This window comes from Neobacillus sp. PS2-9, assembly GCF_030915525.1.
In the GTDB taxonomy this organism is placed as follows: Bacteria; Bacillota; Bacilli; order Bacillales; family Cytobacillaceae; genus Neobacillus.
In genome coordinates this window covers 5,037,554-5,053,762 of sequence record NZ_CP133269.1, presented here as the reverse complement: position 1 = coordinate 5,053,762, position 16,209 = coordinate 5,037,554, and the positions used below count along the sequence as shown (strand labels likewise).

Below are 16,209 nucleotides of genomic sequence, written 5' to 3'. Positions count from 1 at the left end.
CCATGGTTGAAGGGAGTTATCGTATAAAGATATACATATAATAAGTGTATGTTGAATTTATGGTATAATAATTAAGTTGTGATGAATAAGGTCTTTATAAAATTACGGAGGAAAAACAATGCAGTTTGCTGATTTCACTGTATGGAAGTATTTAGCTAGTATTGTTGATATTGTCCTCGTATGGTATGTCATTTATAAACTGATTAATGTGATAAAAGGAACAAAAGCCGTTCAGTTATTAAAAGGGATATTGGTTATCCTTCTAGTCAGAGTTGTCAGTGAGTACCTTGGCTTAGTCACATTAAGCTGGATGATGCAACAGGCCATAAATTGGGGATTTCTTGCTATAATCATTATCTTTCAGCCTGAACTCAGAAGAGCACTTGAGCAATTAGGGAGAGGGCGCTTCTTTTCAAGAAGCAGTAACTCAGATGATGATGATCAAGAAAAAACAGTTGAAGCGATTATTAAGGCCACAGACTATATGGCGAAACGCCGTATCGGTGCTTTGATATCGATTGAGAAAGAAACGGGTATGGGTGATTACATAGAAACAGGTATTCCATTAAATTCCACGATTTCTTCGGAATTGCTCATTAATATTTTTATTCCAAACACCCCCCTCCATGATGGGGCTGTAATTATTCAAAAGAATACTGTTGCAGCTGCTGCCTGCTATCTTCCTTTGTCTGAGAGTCCATTTATTTCAAAGGAGCTAGGCACAAGGCATCGAGCGGCACTAGGAATTAGTGAAGTTACGGATAGTATTACCGTGGTTGTTTCGGAAGAGACGGGTAGTATCTCTCTTACAAGGAATGGAGAACTACATCGTGATTTGAAAGCAGATGGATTAAAGGAATTACTTACGAGTGAATTAATCATTCATAATAAAGCAAAACAAGCTTCTTCCGCTCGTTGGAACTGGAGGGGGAAGAATAATGGATAAATTGATGGATAACCCATGGTTTATAAAAATTCTTGCGTTATTATTGGCTGTTCTATTGTATTCCTCCATCCCAAACCCAGGTGATGTGAATGTACCAGGAAAGCAATCGTCAGTTACCATTAAGGATTTTCCTGTAAAAGTGTATTATGATACAGAAAATTTAGTGGTATCTGGTATCCCAGAGACAGTGGATATTACCCTAAAAGGTCCAATGACACATGTTCAGTCTGCCAATACTTTAAGAAATTTTGAAGTATTCGTAGATTTAACGAATGCAAAAATTGGGAAACAAAAAGTGAAACTAGAGGTAAAAGACCTTTCCGATAAACTAAAGGCAACCTTGAAACCAGATACGGTTACAGTATCTGTGCAAGAAAAAATCACCAAGGAATTTAAAGTCGAAGCAGAATTTAACAAGGGACAAATTGAGGATGGCTATTCAGCCGGACAACCTATTGTAGAACCAAATAAAGTAAAAATCACAGGTGCCAAGAGTGCCATTGATCGAATCACTTATGTAAAAGCGACTGTAGAGGCAAAAGAGAAATGGAAGGAAACCGTTACGAAAGAAGCCACGGTTCAAGTTTTAGATAAGGATTTAAATAAGTTGGATGTAACGGTGGAGCCAGGTACAGTAAAAGTCACCATTCCAATTAAAGATAATAGTAAGACGGTCCCGATTACGGTGCAAAAGAAGGGAACACCGCCAACGGGAGTAACAATAGAATCCATTGATTTAGATGTAAAAGAGGCGACCATTATCGGTCCGGAGGATATTCTCAAGGATACCGAAAGTGTACGTGTAGAAGTTGACGTTAGCAAAATTACGGAGAATACCACGCTCGACTTACCTGTCATCATTTCGAATGGAATTACGAAGGTTACACCGCAGATGGTAAAGGCAACAGTTGTCGTTAAAAAGATGGAAGAAAAAACAGTTTCGGAAATCCCTTTAAAAATTCGAGGATTATCCGAAAATTATGATGTGGAGATTAACGACCCGGTGAATCAGATGATCAGTTTATTGGTTACTGGTCCTAGTGCTGCTGTAAATGGGTTAAAGCCTGAGGATTTTTCCGTGTATGTTGACCTCTCCAGCCTTTCTGAAGGGGATTACGATGTGAATATCCGTATAGAAGGCCCTAAAGATCTCAACTGGAAACCGGATAAAGCAAAGGCGAAAATCAAAATTACAAATAACAATGCATAAGATCCAGCCTATATATTGAAGGAGCGATTTTTGAAATGGGAAAATATTTTGGTACCGATGGGGTACGCGGAGTAGCAAATAGTGAATTAACACCTGAATTAGCCTTTAAATTAGGCCGATTTGGCGGGTATGTTTTAACGAAGGATAAAGATCGTCCCAAGGTACTAATTGGGCGTGATACACGTATATCTGGTCATATGCTTGAAGGTGCCCTCGTAGCAGGATTATTGTCTACTGGTGCTGAGGTTATGCGTTTAGGTGTCATTTCTACACCAGGTGTATCTTATTTAACAAAAGCATTAGGAGCTCAGGCGGGTGTAATGATTTCTGCCTCACATAACCCTGTAGCGGATAACGGAATTAAATTTTTCGGTCCAGACGGTTTTAAACTTTCGGATGAGCAGGAAAATGAAATTGAAGAATTAATGGACTTATCTGAAGATCAACTACCACGTCCAACGGGTGGTGACCTTGGACAGGTCATGGATTATTTTGAAGGCGGACAAAAGTATCTGCAATACTTAAAAAATAGTGTAGATGAAGATTTCGCCGGTATCCATATTGCGTTGGATTGCGCACATGGGGCAACATCTTCATTGGCATCTCACCTATTTGCTGATTTGGATGCAGACCTTTCAACCATGGGGGCATCTCCTAATGGATTAAATATCAATGCGGGAGTGGGTTCTACTCACCCCGAAGCCCTTGCTGCTTTAGTAAAAGAAAAAGGTGCCGATGTTGGTTTGTCGTTTGATGGGGATGGCGACCGTTTAATTGCGATTGATGAAAAAGGAAATATTGTCGATGGCGATCAAATTCTCTATATTTGTGGAAAATATATGAAGGAACATGGACGCTTAAAGCATGGAACGATTGTGTCTACAGTCATGAGTAACCTTGGTTTTTATAAGGCCTTAGAGAGCCACGGAATTAACAGCGTACCGACTGCTGTTGGTGACCGCTACGTGGTAGAAGAAATGAAGAAAAATGGATTTAATCTAGGTGGAGAACAATCCGGTCATATTATTTTCTTGGATTACAACACAACAGGTGACGGTCTATTAACAGGATTACAATTAGTAAACATTATGAAGGCAACACAAAAGCCATTATCTGAGCTTGCAAGCGAAATGAAAAAATTCCCTCAAAAGCTCGTGAATGTTCGCGTAACGGATAAGCACCACGTAACAGATAATGTGAGAGTGAAGGAAGTTATTGATCAGGTAGAAGCAGAAATGGCTGGGGACGGAAGAATCCTTGTTCGTCCATCAGGAACAGAGCCGCTTGTTCGCGTAATGGCAGAAGCACCAACACAGGAACTATGTGATGCTTATGTAGATCGTATTGTTGCTGTTGTGAAAGAAGAAATGGAATTAAAAGAATAAATGGGAATGAGGCTCCAGCATAAAAGCTGGAGCTTTTCCAATTTAGGGGAACTAAGCAGTAGCTCTCTGCATACTTTATTATGTATTATCGGTTGTATATGGAAAATATTTATAATTTTAGGTTATTAGTTGACGGACTCTGCCAATCATAGTAGTATAAACATGCTTTGTTTTTTAAAGCAAGTTGACCATTCTAATATAGAAAGGTGGATAGGTGTTAAGAGTGAACAATAAAAGCGCCTGAACTAATCTTCAGTGGATAGATTAGTTGACGAGGAGGAGGTTTATCGAATGATCGGCGGATACCTCCCGGTTGAGACGCACAACCGAAAAAATTCTTCTTTAAAACATAGGGGCAACTCTGTGCACAAAGAGAAGAATATGCGCATACTAATTGTAATGTTTAAAACGGTATAGACAGATACCTAAAAAACAGAGATAAGGGGGCAAGTACGCCTCCAAAGAGCCTTGCCCCCTGTATCAGGGAGGAAACAGAAAATGTGTGGAATTGTTGGATATATTGGAAATAACGACTCGAAAGAAATTTTATTAAAAGGGTTAGAAAAACTTGAATATAGAGGATATGACTCAGCAGGTATTGCTGTTAAGAACGCAAATGGCATTCACGTGTTCAAAGAAAAGGGCCGCATTGCTGATTTACGTAACATTGTAGACGAGGACGTCATGGCTAACATCGGGATTGGTCATACTCGCTGGGCAACACATGGTGTTCCAAGCAAAGTAAACTCTCACCCACACCAAAGTGCATCTAGCCGTTTTACGTTAGTTCATAATGGTGTCATTGAGAACTATGACCTGTTAAAGAACGAATACCTAACAGACGTAACCTTTGTTAGTGAAACAGACACAGAAGTTATCGTTCAGATGATTGAACTTTTTGTTAACGAAGGCTTAGACGTTTTAGAAGCTTTCCGTAAAACACTAACATTGTTACACGGTTCTTATGCGCTTGCGCTTTTAGATGCTGAGGACAATGATACCATTTATGTTGCGAAAAACAAAAGTCCGCTTCTTGTCGGTCTTGGAAATGGCTTTAATGTAGTAGCAAGTGACGCCATGGCTATGCTTCAAGTAACTGATCAGTACGTAGAATTAATGGACAAAGAAATTGTTATCGTAACGAAGGATGAAGTGACAATTCAAAATCTTAACGGTGAAGTCATCAACCGTGCTCCATATAAAGCAGAACTTGACGCAAGTGATATTGAAAAGGGTACGTACCCACACTATATGCTTAAAGAAATTGATGAACAGCCGCTAGTAATGCGTCGTATTATCCAAATGTACCAGAATGAGCAAGGTGAATTAACGATTGGTCGTGAAATCATCGATGCGGTCAATGCTGCAGACCGGATCTACATTATTGCTGCTGGTACTTCTTATCACGCAGGTCTAGTTGGAAAGCAATTTATTGAGAAAATGGCAAAAATCCCAGTTGAGGTTCATATTTCAAGTGAATTCGGCTATAACATGCCATTGCTTTCTGAAAAGCCGTTATTTATTTTCATTTCACAAAGTGGAGAAACTGCGGACAGCCGTGCCGTTCTTGTCAATGTGAAAGAAATGGGTCACCCTGCCTTAACGATTACAAACGTTCCCGGTTCTACGCTTTCTCGTGAAGCAGACTTTACGCTTTTATTACATGCTGGTCCTGAAATTGCTGTTGCTTCTACAAAGGCTTACACTGCACAATTAGCTGTTCTTGTTATTTTAGCGGAAGTTGCAGCGAAGAGCCGTAACCTAAGTGTTGATTTTGATCTTGTAAAAGAGCTAGGTATTGTGGCGAACGCGATGGAAGTTCTTTGTGATTCAAAAGAAATCATTGAACAGATCGCAAGAGAATTTTTATCCGTTACACGCAATTGCTTCTTCATCGGCCGCGGAATCGACTTCTATGTTGGTTTAGAAGGTGCCTTAAAGCTGAAAGAGATTTCTTATATTCAAGCAGAAGGCTTTGCTGGCGGTGAATTAAAGCACGGTACCATCGCTTTAATTGAGGAAGGTACACCAGTAATCGCTCTTGCAACACAAGAAAGTGTCAACCTAAGTATTCGTGGAAATGTAAAAGAAGTTGTAGCCCGCGGTGCAAACCCATGTATCATATCAATGAAGGGTCTAAACCGTGACGAAGACAGCTTCGTGATTCCAGAAGTAAATGATTTATTAACACCACTTATCTCTGTCATTCCATTACAATTACTTTCTTACTACGCAGCCCTACACCGCGATTGCGACGTAGACAAACCGCGTAACCTTGCTAAATCAGTAACGGTTGAGTAATTGTTGTAAAAGGAAAAATTGAAGCTGTAATTTGAAAAAAAAGTTGTTTACTTGAAAAAAAAGTCGTTTACTTGAAAAAAAAGTTGTTTACTGAGTGTATGTCTTTAATTAGAATTTCACCAGTAGTTAAATTCGTGAAAGTTGGTAATAATCAGTAAAATTTGTGGGAAATAGGAACAAATAACAATGGGAGATAGCCATTTCTAAAATGGCTATCTCCGGTTACCCACAAATTGCTTTAGAGCAAATAGTTTAATGGGGCAATTGTTGCTACAGTGAATTCTTAATTCCATTAGCACCAATTAATTAAAAAACTTTAAGAAAGACAAAAACTAATAAATAAGTATTAAAGAAATTAGTTTAACTACTAATGCTTATTTATTTTTGTCTCTTTTTAGTTTTTTAATTAATTGGTGCTTTTTTGTTGTTATGAAATGAAGGAGGTGATGAAAGAATTTGAAGAGCGACGCAGAATCAAATGGAAATATTCGTTAAGTAAAGTGAGGTTAATAAGGTATGATTGTATATTTTCCATTTCCTTACAAAGGTGAAACTATCTACAGTATAATAGCTAGATATTCACGACATATTGGAGTTGGTTCCAGATATTTTGTGCAAAAGGAATTTTTTAACAATAAAAGAATAGAAATTGATTTCGAATATATAACATATATAAAACGACTATCAGAAAAGATACACCATTTTTCCAAAGAATACACAATAGATTATTTTTTTAAAAGTCATACCACTCTCCCTTTTTATTTGCCTTTTGAAGATACAGGAACATCTATTGAAATGATTAGAGGTTCGACCATGCGAAAGCAAAGAATAATAGAAGAGGTGAATGTGCCTCAAAAGGAACATTTGTATTACTGTGCTTCATGCTTAAAAGACCAATTAAAAAGATATGGTGAGGGATATTGGGATAGGCTGTTTCAGATACCTGGAGTTTTTGTATGCCCTCGCCATCTTGAAGTATTAATGATGTCTTCGGTTAATAATAACAGACAATCAGTAAATAGGTTTGAATTTCCTGAGAACTGTGTTCCTAATTCAACTATCAATAAGGTTGATGAAGAAGTAATCAAGGAGCTTAGTATTATTACTAAAAACATAGAGTATTTTTTAGATCACTCACCCAAGGCAATTGGCACAGAAAATTTATATGTAAAGTATCTAGAATTTATAAAAATTGCTGGGCTATCAATTCCTCTGTCTAAAATAAAGGGGAATTTATATGACTTAATACACCAGAAATTTAAACAAGAGACCTTAATGCTACTAAATTCCCAACCAAAGCAACACAATTGGCTAAAAGATTTTTCAGAAAAGGGTATTAAAAAAATTCATCCTGTTCGGCAAGTATTATTAATGATTTCGCTAGCTGGTTCTGTACAAGAGTTTATAGAAAGCAGTCCTGAGTTCAAACCCTTTGGAAAGGGACCATGGGTTTGTATGAATCCGCTATCTGACCATTATTTACAAAACGTTGTAAAAAATATTGAGATTAGTGTTCATCTTGTTAATAGAGATTATCAAGGTGATTTTATATGTCATTGTGGTTATGTATATAGGCTGCGAATCGGAGAAAAAGAACCAGTGGAGGTTCAATACTTTAGTAATAGAGTAATGAAAAAGGGGCATGTTTGGGAAAAGGAATTTAAAAGGTTAATCCAAACGGGCATATCCCTTCAGGAATTGTCAAAAAAGACCAAACTAAGTGTAATGACGTTAAGGAAAATAATTAAGGAGGGACCAGACCCTATTATAAATGGAATCAAATGTAAGGCGGAAAAAATAACAAAAGCAAGAATAGATAAAACTAAAAACTATAGAATAATTTGGAAGAAATTAAGAGAAGATAATCCTAATTTTACACGAACCGAAATAGCTTCATTAAATCGAGGTGTCTTTAGCTGGTTACATATTTATGATCAGGAATGGTTATTTGCAAATTCCCCTGATTCAAAAAAAGGGATTAAACCTAAGGCAAAAGGTGAAAGTGATATATACGAAGAGGATTTAAAACTATTAAGGCGAGCCAAATTTGCAAATAAAAAATGGAAAAAATATGAAGAAATAGCTGGAAAACAGCTTAGAAAATCACATCACGCTTTTTCCAGGCAATGTGGGCACTATAGAATTGATGAAAGATATCCTAAAACATTATTTTTTTTAAAAAAAATTGTTGAGTCTGCGGTCGATTTTCAAAAAAGAAAACTTGAAAAAACATTAAAAGAACTATTTGAAGATACTCCAGTAAGTAGATTCAAACTGTTAGAGGTTACAGGTATAAGAAAAACTCTTAAGAAGGAAGTGATACCTTATTTAGATGAATTATTAAAAGAACATTATAAAAAGTTATGTCAAAGCTATGACAAATAAATTCATTTTTAAAATAGGAGTTTTAAAATTATGGCTAAAAGAAATACAACTTGGACTGAACAAAAAATTGAAAAATATATAAAAGAAGGACGAGGAAGCGGGGAGCTCGAAAACTATAAACCTTGGTTAACCAATCAGGACTTCGCATCAAAAGGGAGGACCCATAGGCCAAAAAGTTGGAAAACCAATAGAATAATGCAATTGTTCTCAGATATAGAGGAAAGTTATATGTATATTTTAGATTGGGCTGATAATGTTTTTGATATCAGAGAACAATTTCCCTTGGAGAGAGAATTAACTTTAAAAATAGCTGATCAAAAAAAGATTAAACACCCAATTGACAAAAATACCGGTACTCCTATTGTTATGACAACGGATTTTTTAATTACAGTTAAGAAAGAAAATGGATATATTTTTTTTGCAAGGTGTATAAAGCCAGCTCAGGAATTAAATGATAAGCGAGTTATTGAAAAGCTTGAAATAGAAAGACAGTATTGGGAGAACAAAGGAATAGATTGGGAAATTGTAACAAACGAGGACATCTCTAAGAACTTGTGGAAGAACATTGAGTACATTCATCAAAGTTACAGAATAGATGAGGATAACAGATTTTTAGCAAGGTTGTTGTATAACGAGTTATGTAATAACGAAGGAAAGATATTAAGAATCATTAACTTTTTTGAAAAGAAATATAAGTTAGAAGATGGATTAGGAATTAGCCTTTTTAAATATTTACTTGCCACAAAGAAAGTTCGAGTGAATATGTTAGATAGTATTAATCTTAGAGAAGATGTCAGTATATTATCGTTTAATGATCTACAGGACGAGGGAAAAATATCATGAATTTTTATGGAAATGAATTAATTGTAGATTGTGAAACGGGAAAAGAATTACGTGTGCTATGGATAAGTGAAGATAATAAATATGTATTTGTTATTGATACAAAAGAACCTAATGCTTTTCCTTTATTAAGAAAGGTAGAAGAAATAAAGGACGGGATTATTGAAGGAGGTCTATTAAAAAAACTATCAGAGTCGCCATCAAAAACATGTGGAATAGTCAGTGATAAAGCAATCGCAGGTAAAGACAACGCATGGAACATTATTAAAGATATTGTTAACCAAGAACCTGATATTTACTTTGATAAACCAAGAGGGAAATTAATTAACGAGGTAATGAAAAAGCATAAAATTAGCAAGCCTTCGGTTTATAAGTATTTACGTAAATACTGGCAAAGGGGTAAAGTTCCTAATGCGTTGCTACCTGATTTCTCCAATTGTGGGGCAATAGGACAAAGTAAGCAAAATAAAAATAAAAATGGAAGACCTGGAAAGTATAAAGAGTTAGTATCAAAGGTTGTTATTACTGAAGAAATTAGGAAAATATTCAGATATACTTTGCAGAAATATTACTTTAATCAAAAGAAAAATCAACTACCTTTTGCTTACAAGATGATGCTGAAGGAATTCTATTTAGAAGATACATATTACGAGAACGGAGAAGAAAAAGTTATTTTAATGGATACGGAAGAGATACCATCAATTAATCAACTTAGATATTTTCTTAAAAGCGAGTATTCCCCAAAACAAATAACAATACCAAGAATAGGAAAAACAAAGTACGAACAACTTTATAGGGAAATGATGGGCAATTCAACAAGTGAATCCTTTGGACCGGGTTCTAGATTTCAAATCGATGCAACTATCGCTGACGTCTATTTAATTTCAGAATATAATCCGGATTGGATAATTGGAAGACCAGTTGTTTATTTGGTGGTTGATGTTTTTAGTCGTCTAATAGCAGGGATGTATGTAGGACTAGAGGGACCATCATGGATTGGCGCTATGATGGCTATTGCTAATACTTCTAGTGATAAACAAATGTATTGTGAAGAGTATGGTATGAAAATTTCAAAGGAACAGTGGCCATGTGAACATTTGCCGCAAAAGTTACTAGCAGATAGAGGGGAATTTGAGGGTTATAATGTTGAACGTTTAACTAATGCATTTAATTTAGTGCCTGAAAATGCAGCTCCATACAGACCTGACTGGAAAGGAATCGTTGAAAAATACTTCGATGTTATTCAGAGAAGAGTAAAACCTTTACTCCCTGGATATATAGAGAAAGATTTTAGAGAGAGGGGAGCTAAGGATTATCGTTTAGATGCGAAATTGACTTTGAAAGATTTTACAAAGATTATTATAGCAGAAATTATATATCATAATAATCATCACTTAATAAAGGACTACCCAAGGAATAAAGATATGATTGCTGATGAAGTTATGCCAATCCCTATCCAATTATGGAATTGGGGCATAAAAAACAGTTCGGGGAAATTAACCTATTACCCACCAGAACAAATTAAATTAAATTTGCTACCACATGGTGTGGCTACGGTAACTGAAAAGGGTATTAAGTTTAACAAAATGCATTATTCATGTGACAAAGCTGTGAAAGAATCATGGTTTTCTTCAGCAAGAATAAAAGGTACATGGAACGTTGATATCGCTTATGACCCTCGCAATATGTCTACCATCTATTTAATCAGCAATAATCGGATGTCATATGAAGTGTGCCGATTATTAGATTATGAAGAAAAGTACATGGGTATGGCGGAGGTTGATATAAAATATTTGCATGAATACGATGACCTTCAGCAAAGAAAATATCAACATCAGGAGATAACAGAGGAAATAAATTTAATAAACCAGATAGAAAACACTGTTTCCTCTGCAATTCAGAGATCTGAAGAATTGCAAAGTAATGATCTGAGTATTAATGAAAGAGTTAAATCAATTAACGAACATCGTTCAGTAGAAAAGGAACGTTTAAGAGAACAAGAACAATTTAACTTAGCTGCAAATGAAAAAAACTTAAAATATCAGCAAGATATAGTGATAAAAAATGTAGAACCATCAGAATCTGAATTTAAAAGAAAATCAATTAAAGAATTACTACAACAAAAGAGTATAGGTGATAAGATACATGGATAATACGAATAAAAAAGATAAGCATTTTCCGGAGGCGGTATACAATCCACAAGAGATTGTTGAGTATAAAGGTAATCCATTAATTGAAGCACTGCCACCTATTTTATCATTGGGTGATGCTTATGGAAAAATGCGTTTTGAGCCACTTTATCATGAAAAAGAACGAGAATTATCTGAGGAAATAAGATACCATATGCTTTTTCGCCTTCAACAATTTTTCCAACCAGTTACCCAACATCTTGATTTGGAGCGTAGAATTTCAAGATTAATACGTTCAGGCTATATAGCAAGGAACCCTTTAGATAGTAAGGAAGCTGGATATTTAAGTAATAATAATCCCATTGTACCGACATCAGCATCAAGTTTTACCTTAATGGGATTCTCTGGTATAGGAAAAACATCAGCAATTGAAAAAGTTCTTTCTTTATATCCTCAAGTGATTTTACACAAGCATCCGATTAATCGAATACAAGTAGTATGGGTAAAATTAAATTGTCCACACGATGGCTCTTTGAAAACCCTTTGCATGGATTTTTTTTTAAAGTTAGATGAAATATTGGGTACCAATTATTTAAGTAAATATGGGAATCCTAGAAATTCTATAAGTGCCTTGGTTATTCATATGGGGCGCATTGCAAGAATTCATTGTATAGGAACTCTTATTATTGATGAAATTCAACATTTGCTTACAACAAAGGACAGTGGATCAGAAAAAATGATGAACTTTTTTGTTACGCTAATTAATGAAATTGGTATCCCGGTCATATTAATAGGGACTATGAAAGCAAAAGCGGTATTACAAAAAGATTTTAGGCAAGCAAGACGGGGGAGCGGCCAAGGTGACATGGTTTGGGAACAGATGAAATTCGATGATGATTGGAAGATGATGATAGAGGAAATGTGGAAATACCAGTGGACATCAATTTTTACTCCACTAACTGATGAACTAATGGAGGTTCTATATAAAGAAAGTCAAGGGATTTTAGATATTGCAGTCAAGCTGTTTTCTCTTGCCCAGAGTAGAGCAATTGAAACAGGAAATGAAAGAATAACACCAAAAGCAATAAAACAAGTAGGTAATGAAGATTTGAAACTAGTTCAACCAATGTTAAAAGCGTTGAGGACTGGAAGAGAATCAGAAATAATAAAATATGAAGATATAACACCTATGGACCTTAAGGAATTTCTAGAACTAAGAAAAAGTAAAATTGATCTAAGAGCTAGTATCCAAAAGAAAAAAGATGAACAAGAGAGACAAAAGAAAGAATTTGAAGTTTCTCAAATGGAAAAGGCAATCCATGCACTTATTACATTAGGAGTAGATGCCAACGATGCAGAAAAAGCTGTTAGAATTGTTTTAAAGGAACCAAACGTTGTTAATTCAACAGATATCATGGTAAAGGCATTAAATCAACTTGAAATGAAAAAGAAAAATAAAGAATCACAATTGAAAATGATCAATGAAACTAAATCAGAAAACTTATTAGCAAAAATAATTGAAAAAGGTAAAAAGGATAAAAAATCAGCTTATGAAATTCTTTTAGAACAAGGATATATAGGGTCTCCGGTAGATGAATTCATAATATAAGGTGATAATATGATTGGTTTTATTCCTAAGCTATATTCAAACGAATTACTATACAGCTTTGTTGCTAGGTATCACCAATATTGTGCTAATAAAAGTCCAAAGCATACTTCAATAGACTTATTTGAACATCCGATGCAATTAGCAGTCCCTGATTTACCATTAAAAATAGGTAAATTAATAAACCACCTAAGTCTTTTTATTGATTTAGATGAAGAGGAATTGATAAATAGTCATACTTTCTATAATTACTACTCCAACTTTATTTCGTTGGATAAAAAAGCATTTGTTAAAGATGCCATGATTTCAGGTAATAATAAAGGCGCTGTACATATGATGACTGGAGTAATGGCTAGCGCTATAAAGGATAAAAAGTTCTTTCATCACTGTCCTCTATGTCTTGATGAGGATATAAATTTATATGGAGAGACTTATTGGAGAGTAGACCATCAGCTTCCGGGAGTATTCGTCTGTGTAAGGCATAATATTGTTTTACATGAAAGTTCAGTTCCATATCGTTCTAAACAAAGAAACCTATTTGTTGCTGCTTCAAAGAATCATTGTATTAAACCTTGTCTAAATAATATTAGTCTTAAAACACTTGAACATTTGTGTTGTTTAGCTAGGCATTGTATAAAAATAGCCACAAAATCATATAATTTTGAAATAAAGATACTCCAGTCAAAGTATAAAAACTTATTAAGGCAAAAAGGTTTATTAACTATCAATGGAATTGTTAAACAGAAGGAACTGAGCGAGCAGTTCAAGTTGTTTTATGGTGAGGAAGTATTAAACATTTTACAATCAAATGTCTGCTATGAAGATTCAAATTGTTGGTTAAAAGCTCTCACCAGAAAGCATAGAAAAACTTTTCACCCTGTTCGGCATATATTACTTATACATTTCCTTGGAGAAACACTTGAATCAATACAACATATTGAAAACATAAAGGATAATCCGTTTGGAGATGGCCCATATATCTGCTTAAATAAGGCCGCAGACCATTATGAAAGACCAATAATAACCAAAATAGAGATAACATCCTGTTCGAAGACTAAACAGTTAATAGGTACCTTTAAATGTGAATGTGGATTTTATTATACAAGGAAGCAAGAATTTAGTAACGTTTATAAAATTAGTCGGATTAAACAATTCGGAACAATATGGTTAAATACCGTGCATGATTTAATACATACCAAGAAAATGAGTTATAGAGCTGTTGCTCGGCAATTAGATGTAGATACCAACACAATTATTAAATATTCAAAAGAGAAACATCTAATTGCCAATAAGGAAAAACCAGTAGACAATGATGTATGTAAAATTAAAAAACAAGAATGGGTTGCATTAATTGAGAAGAACAAAGATCATAGTATCACCCGGATTAGGAGGGAAAACCCTGCGTTGTATTTATTCCTTTATCGAAACGACAAGAAATGGCTAAATGACAATTCTCCTAAAAAGGTAAGAGATTCTAATAAAACAATAATTGATTGGGATAATCGCGATCTTATTATAAAGAATGAAATTCTTATGGCCGCAAGTCATATTTTGAAACATGAACCACCACGACGAATTACTATTTCTAGTATCGGCTCAGAAATAGGTAAGCGTACTCTTTTACAAAAGCACATGCATAAACTACCTAAGAGTAATGCTATTTTAAATAATTATTTAGAGGATACTTCTGTATTCCAATTAAGAAGAGTTAGATTCATCTTAAGTAAATTAAAGGAACGAAATGAGGAAATAACTGAATGGAAAGTAAAAAGGGTGGCTGGTTTAAAAACACCACTTAAACCAGAAGTGAAATCATTGATAAAAGAGATTCTAGAGAATTGATGATGATATTATTAATAATTTTGGTTTTGGAATAAAAATGGCCTTCGCAAAAGGTCATTTTTTTTTGAGGTGAATTCACAAAAATTATTATTGTTTTGATGAATTGAATAGTAAGTTATTGTAAATTTTATGATAATATTGTAAAAAAGGATAATATGTTCTCATCACATATAACAGTAGTTGGCGGATGTTGCTAAACTTCATGTATTAAAATAAATGGAAAAGTAATGAAGACAAAGGTGATATACCCATGAGTAATTTACAACAGCAAAAACAACAGGCAAACTCTTTAAGAAAACAAGGGCTATTAAAAGAGGCCCTGCCTATTTACCATGAATTGTGGAAAACCACCACAAAGGATAAATTTGATGCAGCTGGTTACTTGCATTGCCTTCGTAAGCTAAATATGAATGAAGAAGCTTTGTCCTTGGTAAAGGAATGCGAAAAAGATTATTCGGATTTTAATTGGTGTCGAAATGAAATAATTTGGACCTATATTGGCAGCTTAAAAATGATGAATGAAACCGCATCCATAGGAAGTGTTTTGCCGATAGCAAATAAAATCATGAAATTAAATCCGGATGAGTTGCCTAAGAATACAACCGTTTTATTTGTTTTAAAGAAGGCAAAACAGTTTAAAAAATGGGACATTGCTACCCTATGGGTTGATAGAATAAACCCAGATACCTTGGATAAAGAACCAATAACTCTATCTAAAGGAACAACAGGTTGGAGTAACTTCTTAATTTGGCATCATCATAAAGTAAGATGTTTGATTCATCAAAAGAAATATCAAGAAGCGATTGAAATGGTGAATAGTATCATTAACAAAGCTAATCAAGAAAAAAAATTCTTTCAATGTTTGGCAGCTCAAGCGTATGAACAAATGGGTAAATCCGATAAAGCAATACAGGTATTAACGGACCTCAGTAAACATAAGAAAGTGGACTGGTGGATTGTTCACCAATTAGCAAATGTATTAAAAAATAAAGGCGAAAAAGAAAAAGCCTTAAAGAAGATGTATCAGGCAGCAACACTTTCTTATAGGTTGGAAAGCATAGTAACTTTACTTCATGATATCGCTCTGATATGCAAAGAATTAAATAGATTGGAAGAATCATATTATCACCTGTTGTTGCTTAAACTTATTCGTGAAAAGAAGGAATGGGTGGTAAAAGGTGATGTGGAACAGTTAATAAAGGAAACTGGTAATTATTTAAATCTCACCAATATGATGAATTATAAAGATGTCCTTCATCAATGCCGAACGTATTGGAATACGATAGCTGCCTCAGATAATAAAAAAACTATTGAAGGAAATTCAAAAAGGGAGTCTAAAAATGCTTTAAACGGGACCCTTATACAAGTCAAAGATGAAAAACCCTTTTGTTTTATAAAAACCCCAGACGAATCATTTTTTTGTTATAAATCCGATATTAAAGGTGAAGCAAAAGAAGGGTTAAAGGTAAAATTTGATGCTATTCCATCCTTCGATAAGAAGAAACAGCAAGAATCTTGGAAGGCAATTAATATTGTATTAATGTAAAAATTTTCACCTATACAGT

10 protein-coding genes are annotated in these 16,209 nt (G+C 34.6%); all 10 read left to right on the top strand.

Annotation, left to right across the window (positions count from 1 at the left end; all coding sequences use genetic code 11):
- The first annotated feature begins 118 nt into the window (after positions 1-118).
- The 10 genes from cdaA (at position 119) to RCG25_RS25160 (ending at position 16,190) form a co-directional block, all read left to right on the top strand.
- Positions 119-946 (top strand): diadenylate cyclase CdaA, encoded by an 828-nt coding sequence (gene cdaA / locus RCG25_RS25205; RefSeq protein WP_308081528.1) that lies wholly within the window; start codon positions 119-121, stop codon positions 944-946.
- Positions 939-2,156, top strand: coding sequence for a CdaR family protein (locus tag RCG25_RS25200; RefSeq protein ID WP_308081527.1), 1,218 nt, complete (start codon positions 939-941; stop codon positions 2,154-2,156). Before cdaA ends, RCG25_RS25200 begins: the two co-directional genes overlap by 8 nt.
- 35 nt (positions 2,157-2,191) lie before the next feature.
- The gene (gene glmM / locus RCG25_RS25195; protein ID WP_308081526.1) at positions 2,192-3,541 is read left to right on the top strand and encodes a phosphoglucosamine mutase; all 1,350 of its coding nucleotides are present in this window, start codon (positions 2,192-2,194) and stop codon (positions 3,539-3,541) included.
- A 498-nt stretch (positions 3,542-4,039) separates the two neighbouring features.
- Positions 4,040-5,842 (top strand): glutamine--fructose-6-phosphate transaminase (isomerizing), encoded by a 1,803-nt coding sequence (gene glmS, locus RCG25_RS25190; RefSeq protein ID WP_308081525.1) that lies wholly within the window; start codon positions 4,040-4,042, stop codon positions 5,840-5,842.
- Positions 5,843-6,358: 516 nt separating this feature from the next.
- Entirely contained in the window at positions 6,359-8,227 is a 1,869-nt protein-coding gene (locus RCG25_RS25185; protein WP_308081524.1) for a TnsD family Tn7-like transposition protein, read from the top strand.
- 30 nt (positions 8,228-8,257) lie between these two features.
- Positions 8,258-9,070 carry a TnsA endonuclease N-terminal domain-containing protein gene (locus RCG25_RS25180; protein WP_308081523.1) on the top strand — a complete coding sequence of 271 codons (813 nt, stop codon included), beginning with the start codon at positions 8,258-8,260 and terminating at the stop codon, positions 9,068-9,070.
- Positions 9,067-11,220 (top strand): Mu transposase C-terminal domain-containing protein, encoded by a 2,154-nt coding sequence (locus RCG25_RS25175; protein ID WP_308081522.1) that lies wholly within the window; start codon positions 9,067-9,069, stop codon positions 11,218-11,220. Before RCG25_RS25180 ends, RCG25_RS25175 begins: the two co-directional genes overlap by 4 nt.
- A complete protein-coding gene (locus tag RCG25_RS25170; protein WP_308081521.1) occupies positions 11,213-12,805 on the top strand; it encodes an ATP-binding protein in 1,593 nt (530 codons plus the stop codon). Before RCG25_RS25175 ends, RCG25_RS25170 begins: the two co-directional genes overlap by 8 nt.
- A 9-nt stretch (positions 12,806-12,814) precedes the next feature.
- Positions 12,815-14,644, top strand: coding sequence for a TnsD family Tn7-like transposition protein (locus tag RCG25_RS25165; RefSeq protein ID WP_308081520.1), 1,830 nt, complete (start codon positions 12,815-12,817; stop codon positions 14,642-14,644).
- 250 nt (positions 14,645-14,894) lie between these two features.
- The gene (locus RCG25_RS25160; RefSeq protein ID WP_308081519.1) at positions 14,895-16,190 is read left to right on the top strand and encodes a tetratricopeptide repeat protein; all 1,296 of its coding nucleotides are present in this window, start codon (positions 14,895-14,897) and stop codon (positions 16,188-16,190) included.
- Positions 16,191-16,209: the final 19 nt, after the last annotated feature.

Coding starts and splice junctions, on each gene's coding strand:
- RCG25_RS25185 (WP_308081524.1), top strand. CDS start 6,359: ATGATTGTATATTTTCCATTTCCTTACAAAGGTGAAACTATCTACAGT.
- RCG25_RS25200 (WP_308081527.1), top strand. CDS start 939: ATGGATAAATTGATGGATAACCCATGGTTTATAAAAATTCTTGCGTTA.
- RCG25_RS25160 (WP_308081519.1), top strand. CDS start 14,895: ATGAGTAATTTACAACAGCAAAAACAACAGGCAAACTCTTTAAGAAAA.
- RCG25_RS25165 (WP_308081520.1), top strand. CDS start 12,815: ATGATTGGTTTTATTCCTAAGCTATATTCAAACGAATTACTATACAGC.
- RCG25_RS25170 (WP_308081521.1), top strand. CDS start 11,213: ATGGATAATACGAATAAAAAAGATAAGCATTTTCCGGAGGCGGTATAC.
- RCG25_RS25175 (WP_308081522.1), top strand. CDS start 9,067: ATGAATTTTTATGGAAATGAATTAATTGTAGATTGTGAAACGGGAAAA.
- glmM (WP_308081526.1), top strand. CDS start 2,192: ATGGGAAAATATTTTGGTACCGATGGGGTACGCGGAGTAGCAAATAGT.
- glmS (WP_308081525.1), top strand. CDS start 4,040: ATGTGTGGAATTGTTGGATATATTGGAAATAACGACTCGAAAGAAATT.
- cdaA (WP_308081528.1), top strand. CDS start 119: ATGCAGTTTGCTGATTTCACTGTATGGAAGTATTTAGCTAGTATTGTT.
- RCG25_RS25180 (WP_308081523.1), top strand. CDS start 8,258: ATGGCTAAAAGAAATACAACTTGGACTGAACAAAAAATTGAAAAATAT.